At 68.8% G+C, this 16722-nt stretch carries 15 protein-coding genes; 6 read left to right on the forward strand and 9 right to left on the reverse strand.

What is annotated here, in order from left to right; translation table 11 throughout:
- Entirely contained in the window at nt 1-1695 is a 1695-nt protein-coding gene (locus MLGJGCBP_RS10145) for a PucR family transcriptional regulator (protein ID WP_160095227.1), read from the forward strand.
- Nucleotides 1696-1752: 57 nt separating this feature from the next.
- Nucleotides 1753-2025 (forward strand): hypothetical protein, encoded by a 273-nt coding sequence (locus tag MLGJGCBP_RS10150; protein ID WP_160095229.1) that lies wholly within the window; start codon nt 1753-1755, stop codon nt 2023-2025.
- 16 nt (nt 2026-2041) lie between these two features.
- Here MLGJGCBP_RS10150 and MLGJGCBP_RS10155 read toward each other — a convergent pair whose 3' ends face one another.
- Nucleotides 2042-2758, reverse strand: a complete 717-nt coding sequence (locus MLGJGCBP_RS10155; RefSeq protein ID WP_087556142.1) for a TetR/AcrR family transcriptional regulator — start codon at nt 2756-2758, stop codon at nt 2042-2044.
- 91 nt (nt 2759-2849) lie between these two features.
- On the opposite strand from MLGJGCBP_RS10155, the gene MLGJGCBP_RS10160 reads away from it, so the two are divergent.
- Nucleotides 2850-4061 (forward strand): FAD-dependent monooxygenase, encoded by a 1212-nt coding sequence (locus MLGJGCBP_RS10160; RefSeq protein WP_160095231.1) that lies wholly within the window; start codon nt 2850-2852, stop codon nt 4059-4061.
- Here the strand turns inward: MLGJGCBP_RS10160 and MLGJGCBP_RS10165 are convergent.
- The 7 genes from MLGJGCBP_RS10165 to MLGJGCBP_RS10195 all read right to left on the reverse strand — a co-directional run bounded on the left by MLGJGCBP_RS10165 (nt 4026) and on the right by MLGJGCBP_RS10195 (nt 12397).
- The gene (locus MLGJGCBP_RS10165) at nt 4026-4439 is read right to left on the reverse strand and encodes a VOC family protein (protein WP_087556144.1); all 414 of its coding nucleotides are present in this window, start codon (nt 4437-4439) and stop codon (nt 4026-4028) included. The two genes, MLGJGCBP_RS10160 and MLGJGCBP_RS10165, sit on opposite strands and share 36 nt — an antisense overlap.
- 135 nt (nt 4440-4574) lie before the next feature.
- Nucleotides 4575-5867, reverse strand: a complete 1293-nt coding sequence (locus tag MLGJGCBP_RS10170; RefSeq protein WP_160095233.1) for a CHAT domain-containing protein — start codon at nt 5865-5867, stop codon at nt 4575-4577.
- A gap of 84 nt (nt 5868-5951) precedes the next feature.
- Nucleotides 5952-7544: an alkyl hydroperoxide reductase subunit F gene (gene ahpF / locus MLGJGCBP_RS10175; RefSeq protein ID WP_160095235.1), complete on the reverse strand. Its 1593-nt coding sequence runs from the start codon at nt 7542-7544 to the stop codon at nt 5952-5954.
- A gap of 173 nt (nt 7545-7717) precedes the next feature.
- Complete coding sequence (ahpC, locus tag MLGJGCBP_RS10180) at nt 7718-8281, reverse strand: alkyl hydroperoxide reductase subunit C (RefSeq protein ID WP_072944388.1); 564 nt, start codon at nt 8279-8281, stop codon at nt 7718-7720.
- Between the two features lie 243 nt (nt 8282-8524).
- Nucleotides 8525-10033, reverse strand: a complete 1509-nt coding sequence (locus MLGJGCBP_RS10185; protein WP_160095237.1) for a tetratricopeptide repeat protein — start codon at nt 10031-10033, stop codon at nt 8525-8527.
- Nucleotide 10034: 1 nt separating this feature from the next.
- Nucleotides 10035-11069 carry a hypothetical protein gene (locus tag MLGJGCBP_RS10190; RefSeq protein ID WP_160095238.1) on the reverse strand — a complete coding sequence of 345 codons (1035 nt, stop codon included), beginning with the start codon at nt 11067-11069 and terminating at the stop codon, nt 10035-10037.
- Nucleotides 11066-12397 (reverse strand): hypothetical protein, encoded by a 1332-nt coding sequence (locus tag MLGJGCBP_RS10195; protein WP_160095240.1) that lies wholly within the window; start codon nt 12395-12397, stop codon nt 11066-11068. The genes MLGJGCBP_RS10190 and MLGJGCBP_RS10195 overlap by 4 nt, the downstream gene beginning before the upstream one ends.
- A gap of 208 nt (nt 12398-12605) precedes the next feature.
- Here MLGJGCBP_RS10195 and MLGJGCBP_RS10200 point away from each other — a divergent pair, with 208 nt between their 5' ends.
- The gene (locus MLGJGCBP_RS10200; protein ID WP_160095242.1) at nt 12606-13130 is read left to right on the forward strand and encodes a lipoprotein LpqH; all 525 of its coding nucleotides are present in this window, start codon (nt 12606-12608) and stop codon (nt 13128-13130) included.
- 91 nt (nt 13131-13221) lie between these two features.
- Nucleotides 13222-14025: a hypothetical protein gene (locus MLGJGCBP_RS10205; RefSeq protein WP_087556151.1), complete on the forward strand. Its 804-nt coding sequence runs from the start codon at nt 13222-13224 to the stop codon at nt 14023-14025.
- Nucleotides 14026-14032: 7 nt separating this feature from the next.
- Here the strand turns inward: MLGJGCBP_RS10205 and MLGJGCBP_RS10210 are convergent, their stop codons facing one another.
- Nucleotides 14033-14473 carry a MarR family winged helix-turn-helix transcriptional regulator gene (locus MLGJGCBP_RS10210; protein ID WP_160095244.1) on the reverse strand — a complete coding sequence of 147 codons (441 nt, stop codon included), beginning with the start codon at nt 14471-14473 and terminating at the stop codon, nt 14033-14035.
- 99 nt (nt 14474-14572) lie between these two features.
- On the opposite strand from MLGJGCBP_RS10210, the gene MLGJGCBP_RS10215 reads away from it, so the two are divergent.
- A complete protein-coding gene (locus MLGJGCBP_RS10215; RefSeq protein WP_160095246.1) occupies nt 14573-16714 on the forward strand; it encodes an MMPL family transporter in 2142 nt (713 codons plus the stop codon).
- Nucleotides 16715-16722 lie beyond the last annotated feature (8 nt).

The raw sequence follows: 16722 nt of genomic DNA on the forward strand, positions 1-16722 counted from the left end.
GTGGACGCGGTCGATCTGCCGTCACCAGCCGGCTACGCGTTGACGATTCGGGAGGCGCTGACCCTCCCCAGCTTGGCCGGCTCCACGCTCCTCGCGGGGGCGGGCGGACTGGAGCAGAGCGTTCTGCGAGTCAACGTCATCGAGGTGCCGGACATCCTGCCGTGGGTGAAGCCCAACGAACTGCTGATCACCACGGGGTTCCCTCTGCGACATGCAGATTCGGGTGAGCCGTTCGACCCCCGGGCGCTGGTCGAGCTCGTCGAGGGCCTCGCCCGGTGCGGCGCGGCCGCACTCGGTGTCAAGGAGGGCCGGTACCTCGGCGATCTCCCTGCCGCGATGCTCGAGGCATCGGACCGTCTCGACATTCCGCTGTTTCTCATCCCGCACGACATCGGTTTCGACGAGGTGATGTCCGAGGTGTTCACACACCTCGTCGATCGGCAGGCTTTCGCTCTCGACGTCGCCGATCGCATGCACCGTGCCTTGACGAAGATCGTCCTCGAAGGTGGCGACCTGCCGCAGATCGCGGACGAGGTCGCCGCGCTGTTCGACGCTGCGGTGTTGATCTGCACACCGGACGGGCGGGTCAATGCGACCGCGGGTACGACGGCCAATCTGCAGGCGTTGGAGGACCTGCCGCTGTTCGACCCGTCCGGCAGGCTTCGCACCGAGCGCCTGCACCACGGCCTGCAGCCGGCGCCGGGCACGGAGGCCGGCCAGATCGCCGTCGCGCGGGTTCATGCCGGCGGGACCGACCACGGCGTCATCCTCGCCTTCGTGGGAGACGGCGGACTGGGTCCCGTCACCGTGCAGGCGCTGGAGCGAGCCGCGACCGTGGTCGCGCTGGCGGTGACCAAGCAACTCGCCGTGTCGGCGGTCGAATCAAAGTTTCACGGCGACTTCCTGCGCGACGTGCTCAGCGGGAATGCCGGTACGGTTGACCAGATCACGGAGCACTGCGCACAGCTCGAATGGGACGTGAACCGCTCCATGGTGGTCGTCGTCGCGGAGCTCGACCCGGACCCCGCTCGCTCGACAACCGGACCTGCGGTACGGCCGCCGGGTGCCGGACGAATGCCGCAACAGAGACTCACTGCTGCCTGGAAACAAGTGGTCCGGCGCAGGGATCGGTACGCACCGGTAGTCGGGTTCAGCCACGAGGTGGTGGTGTTGATGCCGGTCGGTGGCAACGACTCGCGAATTGTCGTCGACGATCTGATTGCGGCCGTCACCGGGGACCGAGGAGGCGGCAGGCACTCGTTCTGCACCGGCGTGAGTCGGGTCATCGACTCGGCTGCCGACATTCCGCAGGCGTACGACCAGGCACGTAGGGCAGTGACTGTGGGGCGGCGCATGCGCGGGAACGGTTCTGTCGCACACTTCGACAGCCTGGGCGTCCACAGACTGCTCTCCCTGGTCGACGACAGCGCCGAGCTCCGATCGTTCGCCACCGAGATCCTCGGTTCGCTGGCCGGCGACTCGGACGAGGCGATCGACCTCCGCCAGACGATGCAGGCACTCCTGGACACCAACTGCAACGTCGCCGAGACTGCACGCGTCCTGCATTTCCACTACAACACGCTGCGGTACCGGATCGGCAAGTTGGAGAGCATCGTCGGCCCGTTCACGACGGATCCCATTCTGCGCCTGGATGTCGCGCTCGCATTGAAGGTAGAGGAGATGGAGGGTCTGTGACCGATCCGCACGATATGAACTCGTCCTCACCGTCCACCGCTCTGTGATAGGACAGCAATGAACGCTCTGCTCTACCCCGGCATCGTGCTTCTCATTGTCTCCAACGTACTGATTCCCCCGTCCCTTCTGCGAGTCCACACCGGAACCAGTCAGCTTCTGAACTGGAATGTCACCCAGTCATTGACAGGTGCGGCGACGATGCTGGTGTGCGCGCTGACTTCCACGGATGCATCGATGGGACAGCGTTGGGCCACAGCGCTTGCCGGGCTTCTGTGCGGCGGCGTCCTGGCTGTGACAATTGCCGTGTTGCTCAGGCCTCGATCCGCTTGATCAGACCGCGGCTCCGCTATTCGGCGCGTTCCGCGACGAGTGCGGCGAGGCCGTCGAAGATCCGGGCCAGGCCGAATTCGAGCGCATCGTCCTGCCCGGAAGACGAACTCGCCGACGCGAAGGCCGCCGCCGCCTCGGGATAGCGTTCGGCGTTGTCGGTGAGGATTCCCGTCATGATCGCGTTCAGGGCCTTCTCGGGTGTGTCGGTTTCGGCGCCGGGGGCCGTCGTCTGCTGAGCGAGGCTGCGGACGTGGCCGGTGATCAGGACGACTGAATCCAGTCGTTCCCCGCCGGTGAGTCCGGTGCCGCTCAGCGCCGCGAGGCCGGTTTCGAGCCAGGCCATTTCGTTCGGTCCCATCACGCGGGGGCCGACGGCGACGTCCACGACCCACGGATGCCGTCGCAATCCCGCCCACATGCGCAGTGCCCACTCGTGGAGCGCTGCGCGCCAGCCGCCGTCGATCTCGGACAGGTCGGGTGCGGGTCCGAGAGCGGCATCGAGCATGAGGGCGGTCAGCTCGGCCTTCCCGGGGGTGTAGCGGTAGAGGGACATCTTGGTGAACCCGAGGTCCTCCGCGAGGCGCTGCATCGACAGCGCGGCGAGGCCCTCCGCATCGGCCATGGAAATGGCGGTGGCGACGATCTGCTCGAGGCTCAGCGCCGGCTTCGGACCGCGCTTCGGTCTGTCCGGCGATCCCCAGAGCAGCTCGGCGGTACGGGGCTGGGTATCCATTTTGCGCTCCTCCGGACGACTCTTGATCCGGAATTGTGTCTACCATACACTTAACTGTGTCCGTCAGACACAATTCATTCTCGGAGGACCTATGCCGAACGAAACCGTCCTGATCTCGGGTGCCGGCATCGCCGGGCCCGCCCTGGCGTTCTGGCTCGCGCGCAGCGGATACGCCGTCACCGTCGTCGAGAACGCACCGGTCCTTCGGCTCGGCGGCCAGGCCGTGGACTTCAAGGGGGAGGTGCACCGCCGGGTGCTGGCAAAGATGGGGATCCTCGACGAGGTGCACCGCAGGCAGACCGGAAAGACCGACCTCCGGATCGTCGACGAACACGACAAACATCTGGCGACCATGCCCGGTGAATTCATCGGCGGCGACGTCGAGATCCTGCGGGGCGACCTGACCGAGATCCTGTACGAGCGGACCGCGGATTCGTGCGAGTACCTGTTCGGTGATTCCGCCACCGCGCTCACCGACACGGAGTCCGGTGCGGAGGTCACGTTCGAGAAGTCGCGCGGACGCCGCTTCGATCTCGTGTTCGGCGTCGACGGCATCCACTCGGCCGTGCGCAGACTCCGGTTCGGGCCAGAGGAGAACTTCGTCCAATTCCTCGGGTACTACTACGCCGTCGTCGGCGCCACGGACGCGGTGACTGCGGCGTCGGCCGACCGGGAACGCGCGACGGGATGGATGTACAACGAACCGGGAAGGATGGCCGTCGTCGGTGGGCCGAAGGCTCCCGAGTTGTTCGTCTTCGCCTCCGACCCGATCGACTACGACCGTGGCGACATCACCGAGCAGAAGCGACTGCTGGCCGCCGTGTACTCAGGTGCGAGCTGGCGCGTGCCCGGGTTGCTCGCGCACCTGGACGACGCACCTGACTTCTACCTCGACTCGATCGCACGGGTCGAGACCGATACCTACACCGCAGGACGCGTGGCCCTACTCGGCGATGCCGCGTACGGAAACACGCTGGGCGGCTTCGGAACCGGTCTCGCTCTCGTCGGTGCATATGTGCTGGCGGGCGAACTCGCCGCCGCCGGCGGCGACCACCGCGTGGCGTTCGAACGTTATAACGAGCAGATGCACCGGTACGCGAAGATTGCCCGCAAGGGCAGCGCCGGACCGTTTCTCGCGCCGAAGTCGCCGACTCGCATCAGGATGCGGAATTGGACGTTCAAGTCCAAGGCCCTGTTCGGCCTGATGATGAAGCTGACCGACTTCTTCGCTACCGGCATCGACCTGCAGGACTACCCGGCGCTGCGATCAGCTGGGCGTCCCGGCAATGTTGACCATCCATGAGATACCGAATTGATCGGTACAGGCACCGAATTCGTCTCCCCACATCTGCTTTTCGAGGGGCACCGACACCGAGCCGGCGTCCGAGAGCTTGGCCCAGTAACCGCGGAGGAGGTCACCGTCGTCGCCGCTGAGGCTCACCGCGATGTTGGTGCCCGGGTTGTGTTCCATGCCGGGCGGCGTGTCTGCACCCATAAGCGTGAACCCGTTGTCGGATTCGAGCATGGCGTGCATGATCTTGTCGGCTCCCTCGGCGTCCGGGGCGCCGAACTCACCGAAGGTGCTCACCGCCAGGGTGCCACCGAAGACGTCCTTGTAGAACTCCATTGCCTGCCGCGCGTTGCCGTCGAAGCTGATGTAGGGGTTGAGACGAGAGGTCATGGGGCATGCTCCTTCTAGGTGCCGGAACCGACAGGAACGACGGTACAACGACCGACCGACACGATGTGGGGAACGGAAACCTCGGCAGTGCACCAGGTGAATCGGGGCACCTGGTGTTTCAGGGCACCAGAGGTTTCAGGGCACCGAGACGGTTGCGAACGCCGCCCACAGCACCGGTGAGTGCTCGATCGTCCGTTCGTCCCGCCAGGCCGCGACTCGGTCGCGTTGCCATGCGCCGAGCGCGCCGACCGCGTCGGGCAGTTCGTGTGCCGCGTCGATCGAGCAGATGGCGTCCTGCAGTGGGCGGGCGTGTGGTGCGGCGCCCGCGATGCGCTGGAACGCGAGGTCCGTGGGAAGGGCCCAGCGACTCGCGGTGACGAGTTCCGCCCCGCCGGCGATCATCGCGGAGACCAGTCCGAGGGCCTCGCTGAACCGCAGGTCGCCGCCGCTCTCGCAGGCGATGAGCGCAACCCGGCTCGGGATCGGCCACAGGTCGGCGCCGCGGATCGGTTCGTCTGTGAGCGTGTGCGTCCCCAGCTGGAGGTCTTTCGCGGACAACGGCCGGTGCGCACGCGTCGGCTCCGCGAACCCGACCGCGTCGGCGGAGCAGGCGAGGTGCAGTTCCGCGTGCTCGCTCTGACCGGATTCGGGTACCGCCGCCGTGACGTGCCCGACGTACACCAGCCGGCCCGCGCCCTCGCGCAACGCCGCGCCGAGCCACTGTCGGTCGACATCTTCGCGGCGGAACACATCCAGCGGTCCGTCCACGGCGGGGAGCAGCCGGCCGTCGTCGGTGTACGTCGCGACCCGCTGCGACAGCGGGCTGTCCGCGGCCATCCGGCCCAGAACGGAACCGAGAACCGAATCGGCGCGGAAGCCCGGCACCCGGGGGTCGAGGACCGCGACGACGGGGAGCCGGTGGTCATCCGTCCAGGTTCGGACCGGGCGGCCGGGGGAGTGCACGATGCTGAGCGGGGCCAGCAGACTGACGTCCGCGATGTCGACGAGACGCAGCCCGGCGTCGGGGGCGATCAGTTCCCACGGCACCTGTGCGACCCGGGGTGACGGCTGGATGCGGAGATGCGGGCGCACGCCGCGGGTGAACAGTTCGTGCAACTGCCGGGCGAGGCCGAACGGAAGAAATGTGCGCGAGAGGAGTTGAGCCAGATCGTGTTCGGACTCGTAGCAGGAGAACGCGCCCGTCGTCAGTGAACGGTGCAGCCCCTGCGGGTCCGTGAGGTCGGGAAGGGCCCGGGCCAGCGCGGCGACGGCCTCATCCACCTGCGCGGCGGGGGCGACGCTGACCCCGCCGGGGTGGGAGTCGTGAGTCCACCGCCACGACGTGTACAGGTCGCCGGCGTCGGCCATCCGCACGATCGCGGTGGGCTGCTCGTGCGAGGTCGGCGGGTGGGACGGGTGAGTCGGCACCGCCCCAGCATTCCCTACCCATCCGGGCGGTGGCGTGTGTGCCACGCACCCGGGTGGGCAGGGGTTCAGCGGAGGGCGGTCGAACTAGCCGACGGTTGCTGCCGCGGAATCCTCGGCAGGCACACCCGTGCGGATGAGCCGGTCGAATGCGCTCAGTGCTGCCGTGGCGCCGGCACCGGCGGCGATCACGATCTGCTTGTACGGCACGGTGGTGCAGTCACCGGCGGCGAACACGCCGGGGACCGACGTCTGGCCGCGGTCGTCGATCGCGATCTCGCCGCGATCGGACAACTCGATGCTCCCGGCCAGCCACTCGGTGTTGGGCAGGAGACCGATCTGGACGAAGACACCCTCGACGTCGAGCGTGTGCGCGGTATCGGTCGTGCGGTCCTTGTAGGCCAGAGCGGTGACCTTGTTGCCGTCGCCGACGACCTCCGTCGTGAGCGTGCTCAGGAGGATGTCCGCGTTGGGCAGGCTGCGCAGTTTGCGCTGCAGCACCTCGTCGGCGCGGAGCACCGAGTCGAACTCGATGAGCGTGACGTGCTCGACGAGTCCGGCGAGGTCGATCGCGGCCTCCACGCCGGAGTTGCCGCCACCGATCACGGCGACGCGCTTGCCCTTGAACAGCGGTCCGTCGCAGTGCGGGCAGTACGTGACGCCCTTGTTCCGGTACTGGTCCTCACCGGGCACGTTCATCGAGCGCCACCGCGCACCCGTCGACAGGATCACGGTCCGCGCGAGAAGAGAAGCACCGCTTTCCAGTTCGATCTCCACGAGACCGTTCTCCGTGGCGGCGGGCACGAGCTTCGCGGCCTTCTGCGTGTTCATGATGTCGACGCCGTACTGGCGGACGTGATTCTCGAGCGCAGACCCGAACTGGGGGCCCTCCGTGTAGGGGACGGAGATGAAGTTCTCGATCGCCATGGTGTCGAGCACCTGGCCGCCGAAGCGTTCGGCCGCGATGCCGGTGCGAATTCCCTTGCGCGCGGCGTACACCGCGGCCGCGGCGCCGGACGGGCCACCGCCGACGACGAGCACGTCGAACGGGTCCTTCTGCGCGATCGCGTCGGCGGCGCGGTCGGCGGCACCGACGTCGAGCTTGCCGATGATCTCCTCGAGGCTCATCCGGCCGGAGCCGAAGAGTTCGCCGTTGACGAAGACCGTCGGCACGGCCATGATCTGGCGACCGTCGACCTCGTCCTGGAACAGGGCGCCGTCGATCGCGACGTGGCTGATGCGCGGATTCAGCACGGACATCAGGTTCAGGGCCTGCACCACGTCGGGGCAGTTCTGGCACGACAGCGAGAAGTATGTCTCGAAGTGGAAGTCGCCGTCGAGATTGCGGACCTGCTCGAGCAGTTCGGGGGACTCCTTCGACGGGTAACCGCCGACCTGGAGCAAAGCGAGTGCGAGCGAGGTGAATTCGTGGCCGAGCGGGATCCCGGCGAAGCGGACCTCGGTGTCGGTGCCACTGCGGCGGACGGCGAAGGACGGGCGGCGCGCGTCGTCGTCGCGGCGTTCGTAGGTGACCTTGTCCGACATCGCCGCGATCTCGGTGAGCAGTTCGGCGAGTTCGGTGGACTTGGGGCCGTCATCGAGTGAGGAGACGAGCTCGATCGGCAGGGTCAGCCGTTCGAGCAGGGACTTCAGTTGGCCGGCGAGCGAGGCTTCGAGCATGCGGATCTACTCCATCGATCGGGGAGAAAAGGGATCGGAAACCGGAAACCAGCTCTGGGCGGTCCGGAAAGTGTTGGTGCGACACCGATTGCCCCCCACGGGAGCGGAGCACCGGGAACCGCGCGCACGGGCTCAGAAGATCTGAGCCCGTGCCTACGGTCGACTGGGCTACGTCAGATCTTGCCCACGAGATCGAGCGACGGAGCGAGGGTCTCTTCGCCCTCTTCCCACTTGGCCGGGCAGACCTCGCCCGGGTGCGACCGGACGTACTGAGCGGCCTTGACCTTGCGGACCAGCTCGGCGGCGTTGCGGCCGATGCCTTCCGCGGTGACCTCGGTGAACTGGATGACGCCGTCGGGGTCGACGAGGAAGGTGCCGCGGTCGGCCAGTCCCTCGTTCTCGCGCAGAACCTCGAAGTTCTTGCTGATCTCCTGCGTCGGGTCACCGATCATGGCGTACTTGATCTTGCCGATGGTGTCGGAGGATCCGTGCCACGCCTTGTGCGTGAAGTGGGTGTCGGTGGACACCGAGAAGACCTCGACGCCGAGACGCTGCAGTTCCTCGTGGTGATCGGCCAGGTCGCCGAGCTCGGTCGGGCAGACGAACGTGAAGTCGGCCGGGTAGAAGTAGAAGACAGCCCACTTGTCCTTGATGTCGTCCGCGGAGACGGTGATGAACGCGCCGTCCTTGAAAGCGGACGCCGCGAAGGGCTTGATCTGCGTGTTGATCAGGGCCATTGGAACCTCTATTCGTAAGACTGGAAGCCGACAGCGACGAGGCTATCCAGCAGATTGGAATAGGTCCAATCTATGAGACCTATTCCATAGATTGGATGGGGCTATCAATGACTGTCGAATCGGACGCGTTGCAGGTCAGCGCGGACATTCACCCACGCACCCCGGGGTGATCGCCGGACCTGCGGTGTGACCACCATGACACCCTGCGGCCCTGAATCTCCTCGCAGGGAACGGAAAGTGGGATCACCAGGCGGGCACGACGCGGCAGTCGCGGACCTCGCGCCCGTAGCGTTCCTCGGCGGCCGCGATCGAGGAGCCCAGCACGATCCGTCCGTCCGACTTCACGGCGAGCCGCGGGGGGAGGGGTACCGGCAGGCCCGCACCGGCCGCGACTCCGGCCAGTGCGGCGCCGAGCAGGACGGAGCCGTCGGCGCCGGCGGCGCCCACCGGGGGAGGGTCGGGCAACTGCAGGGGCAGCCGTAACGGGGTGCCGTGCCCGGCGCGGCCGATGTCCACCGTCGTCCCCGCGCACTGCGCCTCGACGAGATCGGCCACCAGCCGGACGTCGCCGGACGCGTAGGCGAGGCGGAACGCCAATTGCATCGCCGGATCGGCGATCTCGCGGTTCCACTGCTCGCGCTGCCGGCCGTTGGGGAGCGTGTATCGCACGGCGTCGATGGCGATCGCCGCGGGCACGGCGAGCGCGGTGGCTCGCGCCGCACCGTCCGGTGTGCCGGAGGCGGCCAGCGCGGATTCGAGGAGGGTCGCGTGCCAGAAGTCGACCTGCGCGCAGTGCAGCCCGAGCCCCAGCCCGCGATACGTGGCGAACGCGGCGGCGAGCAGTCTCTCGCCCTCATCCGGTCGGCCCTCGGCGAAGGCGACGGTGGCGAGGCGCGTCTCCACGTCCGCGACGTCGAGCACCGCTCCGGACCCCTGGAAGTAGTCGAGGCTGCGGCGGTAGAGCGCCGCCGCGCGTGCGGCCTCGCCGCGGCCCTCGGCGAGGAACGCCAGCACCTTCGATCCGATTCCCGCCCGGTGACCGATCCCCGCCCGCTCGAAATACGTCTGGCTCGACAGCAGCAGCGGTTCCGCATCGTCGAGGCGCCCCGTGCGGACACGCATGATGCCCAGGTTCTGCTGCGTCTCGGCGACCGCGTTGACGTCGCCCGCCGTCTCGAATGCGGCGAGCGCCTGCCCGGCGAAGTCGTCGGAGAGGTCGAAACGCCCGGTCTCGAAGTGGATGGCAGCGAGGTTCATCAACGGATGGCCGGCCAGACCCGGGGCGAAACGCACTGCCGCGTCCAGGGACTCGGTGGCCACGTCGGCCGCGTGCGCCCACTGCTGCCGATGCATCGCGACCGCGGTGAGCGACAGCAGGCACGCGACCCGCAGGTCGCCCTGGTCTTCGCCGCCGGCCGCGAGCAGTTCCCGCGCCTGCTCGAGCGCGTCCTGGGCGCCGTCGAGGTCGCCGATGTGCTGCAGTGCCTGCGACAGGTTGACCAGCGCCGCCGGACGCATCCGGATCGCGCCGGCAGACATCACCGCGAGGGCCTCACGGTACAGGTCGACGGCCTTCGCGTGTTCGCCCAGTTCATCGGACATGCTGGCCGCGTTGATGATCGCGCTCGTCCGGAGGTCGCCGGTGGCCGCGGAGGCGACCTCCTCGAACGTCCGGAGCGCCTCGGCGACGTCTCCGCGTGCATAGGCCGCGGCTCCCGCGGCAAGAAGGTCGCGGCCGGTCCGGTCGTCCACGTCAGAAGTCCGGATCCGAGGAGGCGGCGTCTATCTCGGCGAGCAGTGGCGTGTCCGGTCCGTCGTCCGGAGCCGGTTCCGCGGCACGGCGCAGCCGCAGGCGGGCCAGGGCCCGAACCCGCTCACGGACGTCCGGACCTCCGACGTGTGCGAAACCGTTCACGCCGAACCCGGGCAGGTACACGTCCACGGACACTCCTGCATCCGCGCCGGGTGGTGCGCCCGACTCGCCGAACCAGACGTCTCCCGACAGTTGCAGCGCGACGTCGACGGTGCCCGATGCGGTGCCGACCAGTGCGCGGGGGCGGACGTGCTCGGGCACGGGTCCGGAGACGTCCGGTGCCGCAACGACACTCACGCGCACAGCGGTGCTCCCGGAGGTGCGCACCACCTCCCACGACACCGCGCGCTCGGAACAGTCGACGAGACCGGGAGGGTACCGGCGCCAGTCGGATCCCGTGATGCCCCGCGCCAGCACTAGGGTGTCCGGCAGTGTCGCGCCCGCGGCGCCCGCGGCGAGCGCGTAGTCGTCCGCCCGCCCGGGACGGTCGGCGAGCGTGGGTCCGGACGGTGCGAGCGCGTCGTCCCCGTCGACGAGCAGATCGCAGTCCTTGACGAGCGCCGCGATCTCGCGGTTCAGCAGTCCCGCGTCGAGCGCCGGGATGGCGTCGACCGTCGACGTCGGCCACCACCGCGCCGCCCAGTGCGCGAACGCGAGGCGTCGAGCGCCCGCGGCCACCCGCGGCCGTGCCGGTTCGACCGTGATCTCGCTCCCGGTCTCGCCGGCGGCCACGGCGAGCGCCACCTCCTCGCCGAACACCGCCCACATCCAGTTCTGCGCCGTGTCGACGTCGTCGATCACCGCGACCGGGACGGTGTGTTCGGCGAGCACACTCCACGACAGGTGCCCGCCGAGAACTTCGAGCACGGTCACGTCGATGCCCGCTGTGTCGTCGAGGACGCTCGGTGCGTTCTCGGGGGCGATGATCCAGAGCCCGTCGGGGGCGCGGTCGATCCGCACGGTGCCGGTGGTCAACTCGCCCTCGATTCGGGAGCATCCGTCGCGTCCGCGAGCGGAATTGCGCTGAGCGCCTGCTTGACCCGCATCCGGTGGTCGAGGATGACCGACCGCGCCACCCCGTCCAGGAGATCCCACAGTTCGCCTGGTTCGTGGACGGAGAACTCTCGGACGTCGCGGCCGTGGAGGCGGACCCACAGTCGGCGGAGGTAGGGCCGCCACGGCTCGCGGAGTTCGGCGGCGATGGCCGCCAGCGGATTCGTGTCGGGCAGCGTCGCCGCGTCGGCGTTCACGGTGAGGCGCCGCGCCTGCAGGACGTACGCCTCGCGTTGCCAGCGACCGTTGATCACCCGGACGGCGGTCGTGTCCGTGTCCGAGGGAGAGGGTGCGGTCCCGATCGGGTGGAGCCCGGTCGCGAGTGCGGCACCCGTCGTCGCCGCGACCCGTAGCGTCTCGTCGAGAAGTGCCCAGGGCGAGCAACTTCGGGCGATCTCGGTGGTGACCAGTTCGTGGATCGGCGGTAGCTCCGCACGGTCGGTCGACGCGCGGAGCACCGTGAAGACGCGTTCGTGGACGGAACGGTCGAAGGGGAGCCCGAGCGCCGAGGTGGACGCCGACGACCCCAGGCGGGGAGGCACGGGCACCGGATGGCTCGTCAGGCCCAGCCGGTGGGCGGTGACCTCCGGCGCCGACGTCCAAAGCGCGATGCCGTGGTGGGTGCCCGCATGGCCGGCGATCAGGTCGTCGAGGGCGTACCGTCCGTCGTCACCGTCCTGCTCGAGCCGCGCGCCGGGACAGGCGTCGAGGACCACGGCCACGGCGGCGGCGTGGTCGCCCGTCGCGGTGCCCGACAGCGGTCGCCGCCCCCACGCGAGGTCGATGAGGGCGCTCAGTTCCCGCGCCCGGGCCGGGTCGGTGACGTGGGCCTTCAACGCCTGCGTGGTGCGGCCGGCGGCGACATCGTGCACGTCGCGCAGCGTGTTCTCGGCGACGGCCTCGTCGCGGAGCGGATCGGGCACCCCCGACCCGGTCGCGAGTTCGAAACACCGCTGGAAGTACAGGTCCTGCGGGTTGCCGTCCGTGATGCGCAGCGCCCGGCGGACCCGCTTGAGCAGCGTGAACCACGCCGCGGTGGCCCGCAGGACGTCGGCGGAGGCGTGCACCCGGGTGGCGAGCAGCTGCGCCCCGTCGGCCGTGACGATCGGACCGGCGCACAGCGGGTTCTGCACCGGGCGGATGACCAGCGGATCGAGGATCAGTTTCACGGTGCGGCTCAGGGGTCCGCCGTCCGGGCCGCTGAGCGGTTCGACGCCGTCCAGCTCGCGCCACACCTCGTCGAGGACCATCGCACGCGGTCGCCGAGCAGCCGCTGAGCCCCTCGGTCCCGTCCGCATTCGAGCAGGTTACCGCAGGCGCGGCCAGTCGACGCCGCGAGAAATCTGGGATCGGTAGGGCGCGAGACGTTCCTACCTTTCTCACATCGGCTCCAGACCGCGAGCCGAAGGAATCGACGACGGGCGCCGAGCGCCCCTCACGAAACGTGAAGGACGGATCATGAACAAGATCGTTCGGACTCAGAAGCGCGTCTACACCGCAGGCATCGTCGCGGCGGCCGCCGTCGCCCTGCTCGTCTCGGGCTGCAGCGACACCGGCGACAACTCCGGCGGCGGAAGCTCTGAGCAGACCCCGGCGGGTGCGTCGGCGGCCGCGGTCGACGGCAAGGCGCTGGACGCGAACTTCGACGCGACCTGCGCCAAGCAGGGCGACACCCTGGCCCTGGCGCTGGCGGACACCGGCAACGCGACGTACGGCGACCTGGCGGTCTCCGCGACGATCACCGGCACCGACACCGTGCAGGCGGTCGGGATCGCCGGCAGCAAGGGCGGGTCGAACGGCCTTCCCTACGCCCTCGGCTTCGGGCAGGGCATGCCCGGCGGCTCCGCGAAGGTCGTCAAGGACGGCGACACCTACACGGTCACCGGCGAAGGCGTCGGAGCGCCCGACATGAGCAACCCGACCGCGCCGAGTTCGGCGAAGTTCGACATCACGTTCGCATGCTCGACCGTCGTGGGCGGCTGAGCCCGGCCCACCCCGGGACGCGCGCGGAGTCACCGCACCGAGTTCGCGCGCGTCCCACCTCCCCTCAGTTCAGGCACGGAAAGGACACCTCGTGAAGAAGATCGTGCGTACCGCCGCCCTGGTGTTTCTCGTCGGCTCGGTCGGTTACTACCTCTGGTACGGACTCGGCGATCGGGGCCGGACTAACTACGGAATCGACGCGCTGTCGTGGGTCGGCCCCCAGATGATCTGGCCGATCGTCGCGGTCAGCGTGGTCGTGGTGTGTTTCGCCCTCACCGGCGACAGCGTGCTGGCGGCGTTCACGGGGCGCAACAGTGCCGCGTTCCGCAACGGGGCCGTCGGGATCGGGACGGTGCGGTCGGTGCGTCAGACGGGGATGACGCGGGGCGACCAGCCGGAAGTGCGGATCGACCTCGCCGTGGAGGGCGCCGACGGCAAGATGTTCGAGTCGCACGCCAGGATGATCGTGCCGCTGACCGAGTTGGCGCTTCTCCGTCCGGGTGTCGTGCTCCCCGTCCGCTACCTTCCCGGCCGCACCGACAAGGTCGAGATCGACCGCTCCGGCGACGTGGCGTCGGCCCAGGAGGCGTTGAACCGATCCATGATTCGGCAGGGAGTCACCACCCCGGGCAAGCTCGACATCGCGGCCCGCGGCATCCCCGCGCAGGCGGTGGTGCAGTCGCTCAGTGTGCCCGGGGAGATCCGCAACGGGAATTCGAAGGTGGAACTCGGGCTGGCGGTCACCCGGCCCGACGGCACGACGTTCACCACCCGCGTCGAGAAGTTCATGCCGCCGCGCACGGTCGGGCACGTCCAGGTCGGCCGGGTGGTGACGGTCCACTATCTGCCGGGGAACGAGCAGGAGGTCGTCATCGCCCTGCCCGCGAATGTGTGACGCCGGATCAGTCCGCGTCCCGGGGCGGCAGTCCCAGCGACCGGACGAGGTGGAGGAGTTGTTCGCGAAGCGGCCCCACGTCGCCGACCGCGGCGGTGAGGGCCGCATCCTCCTTCTCCAGGGTCAGCAGGTGCCGGTAGATCGCGCGTCCCGACTCGGTGATCGCGACCCGTTTGCGGCGCTCGTCGTTCGGATCGGTCTCCCGGGTGACGTACCCGCCGCGCTCGAGGCGGTCGATGGTGCGGCTGATTGTCTGGTCCGTCACCCGCGAGGCCTTCGCGATGTCGCGTTGCGAGGCGGGCCGGTCGGCGATCGTGTGCAGTGAGATGAGTCCCGCATGGGTCATGTTCTCCGACCGGAGAATGTCCTCCCACGAGTGCTCCACCAGTCGCGCCGCCGTGGACAGCAGGCGTCCGGTGGGCCACTGGTCCATGCCGTCGCTCGTCATTTCTTCGCCTCCATTTGCAATTTGCTCAGCAGGCTGAACAAAATAGGAACGTCGCAATCCGGACATCCGGTCGTCGAATCGTCCCGCATTGGAGAGCATGTGACCACAACCGCCCGCCCACGCCCGGTTCGTCGACTGCGATGGATTCTGCCAGCTCTGCTGGTGATCGTCTGGCTCGCCGTCGGCGGTTTCGGCGGTCCGTTCGCCGGCAAGCTCTCCGCCGTCCAGCAGAACGACAGCACGTCCTTCCTGCCCGCGTCGGCCGAGGCCACCGAGGTGTCGGCGCTGCAGAAGGGCTTCACCGACACCCGGTTCGTCCCCGCGATCGTCGTCGCCGAGCGGACGTCGGGGATCACCGCTGCCGACACCGAATTCCTCGCAGGCACCGCGGCCTCCTTCGCCGGGGCAGAGGGATTCGGCGACCAGGTGTCACCGCCGATCCCGTCCGAGGACGGGCAGGCGCTGCAGATGTTCGTGCCCGTCGACAGCACCGGGGAGGTCGGCGATAGCGTCACCGAACTCCGCGACGCGCTCGCTGCCGCACCGGACGGACTCACTGCCCTCGTCACCGGACCCGCCGGTCAGGTGGCGGATCTGTCCTCGGCGTTCGCCGGCATCGACGGACTGCTGCTCCTGGTGGCGGGTGTCGTGGTGATCCTCATCCTCATCGTCGTCTACCGCAGCCCGATCCTCCCGTTCGCCGTGATCACGTCCGCGGTCTTCGCACTCGGACTGTCGAGTCTGCTCGTGTACGTGCTCGCCGACGCCGGCGTGATCGCGCTGAACGGCCAGAGTCAGGGGATCCTGTTCATCCTGGTGTTCGGCGCCGCCACCGACTACGCCCTGCTGCTCGTGTCCCGCTACCGCGAGGAACTGCGGATCGAACAGGACAAGTACCGCGCGATGCGGACCGCCTGGCGGGCGACACTCGAACCGGTCGCGGCCTCCGCGGGCACCGTCATCGCCGGCGTGCTCTGCCTGCTGCTGTCCGATCTCAACTCCAACCGCGGTCTCGGGCCGGTCGCGGCCATCGGCATCGCGGCGTCGTTCGTCGCCTCCATGACGTACCTGCCCGCGGTGCTCGTGCTTCTCGGCCGGGCGGCGTACTGGCCGAGCAGGCCCGCCTTCGACGCGCGGCACGCCGAGAAGGACGAGGCCGCCGACCACAAGTTCTGGGCCGCGCTCGCCGCGCGGATCGGTGCACATCCGCGCCGGTTCTGGGTTGCGTCCAGCCTGGTGCTGGTGCTCTTCGCGCTCCTGGTTCCTCAGTTCAAGGCCAGCGGCGTCGCGGAGTCCGAGACGTTCCTGCTCGACGTCGATTCCGTTGCGGGCCAGCAGGTCCTCGGCGGCCACTTCGACGCCGGCTCCGGATCGCCGGCCGTGATCATCGCGAACGAGGGCACCCTCGACGCGGTACTCGACGCCGGCCGGGTCGACGGCGTCGGCGACCTCACCGTGCTGACCGCCCCCGGCACCCGGGACCCGCTGGTGGTGGACGGCCGGGTGGCGATCGAAGCCACCCTGACCGATCCCGCCGACTCCCTAGAGGCCGAAGACACCATCGTCGCGCTCCGCGACGCCGTCCACCCCATCGACGGTGCCGACGCCCTCGTCGGTGGCAACACCGCCACCGACCTCGACACGAAGACGACGTCGACGCGGGACCGCACCCTGATCATCCCCGTCGTCATCCTCGTGGTGTTCGCGATCCTGTGCCTACTGCTGCGGTCGCTGCTCGCACCGATGCTGCTGATGGGGACGGTGGTGCTGTCCTTCGCTGCGACCCTGGGCATCTCGTCCCTGGTCTTCGAGCACATCTTCGGATTTCCGGGCGCCGACCCCGTCGTCCCGCTGTTCGCGTTCGTGTTCCTCGTCGCCCTCGGAATCGACTACAACATCTTCCTCATGACCCGCGTCCGGGAAGAAGCCCAGCGCATCGGCACCCGCCGCGGCGTGCTCCGCGGTCTGACCGTCACCGGTGGAGTGATCACGTCGGCGGGAGTGGTTCTGGCGGCGACGTTCTCGGCGCTCGCCGTCATCCCGCTGATCTTCCTCGCGCAGATCGCCTTCATCGTCGCCTTCGGTGTTCTCCTCGACGCACTCCTCGTGCGGTCACTCCTCGTGCCCGCCCTCGCCGTCGACATCGGGCAGAAGATCTGGTGGCCGAGCCGACTCGCGTCGGCACCGGAGCCGGACGAGACCGTCCAGAGGCATGCCGAACGGGCCCGCCTGGGGTCATAGTGGAACGT

It is taken from the genome of Rhodococcus sp. T7 (assembly GCF_009872365.1).
In the GTDB taxonomy this organism is placed as follows: Bacteria; Actinomycetota; Actinomycetes; order Mycobacteriales; family Mycobacteriaceae; genus Rhodococcus_F.

What these genes read in the sequence shown, in the direction of transcription:
- MLGJGCBP_RS10150 (WP_160095229.1), top strand. Translation starts at nt 1,753, where the DNA reads ATGAACGCTCTGCTCTACCCCGGCATCGTGCTTCTCATTGTCTCCAAC.
- MLGJGCBP_RS10155 (WP_087556142.1), bottom strand. Translation starts at nt 2,758, where the DNA reads ATGGATACCCAGCCCCGTACCGCCGAGCTGCTCTGGGGATCGCCGGAC.
- MLGJGCBP_RS10160 (WP_160095231.1), top strand. Translation starts at nt 2,850, where the DNA reads ATGCCGAACGAAACCGTCCTGATCTCGGGTGCCGGCATCGCCGGGCCC.
- MLGJGCBP_RS10165 (WP_087556144.1), bottom strand. Translation starts at nt 4,439, where the DNA reads ATGACCTCTCGTCTCAACCCCTACATCAGCTTCGACGGCAACGCGCGG.
- ahpF (WP_160095235.1), bottom strand. Translation starts at nt 7,544, where the DNA reads ATGCTCGAAGCCTCGCTCGCCGGCCAACTGAAGTCCCTGCTCGAACGG.
- ahpC (WP_072944388.1), bottom strand. Translation starts at nt 8,281, where the DNA reads ATGGCCCTGATCAACACGCAGATCAAGCCCTTCGCGGCGTCCGCTTTC.
- MLGJGCBP_RS10195 (WP_160095240.1), bottom strand. Translation starts at nt 12,397, where the DNA reads ATGGTCCTCGACGAGGTGTGGCGCGAGCTGGACGGCGTCGAACCGCTC.
- MLGJGCBP_RS10200 (WP_160095242.1), top strand. Translation starts at nt 12,606, where the DNA reads ATGAACAAGATCGTTCGGACTCAGAAGCGCGTCTACACCGCAGGCATC.
- MLGJGCBP_RS10210 (WP_160095244.1), bottom strand. Translation starts at nt 14,473, where the DNA reads ATGACGAGCGACGGCATGGACCAGTGGCCCACCGGACGCCTGCTGTCC.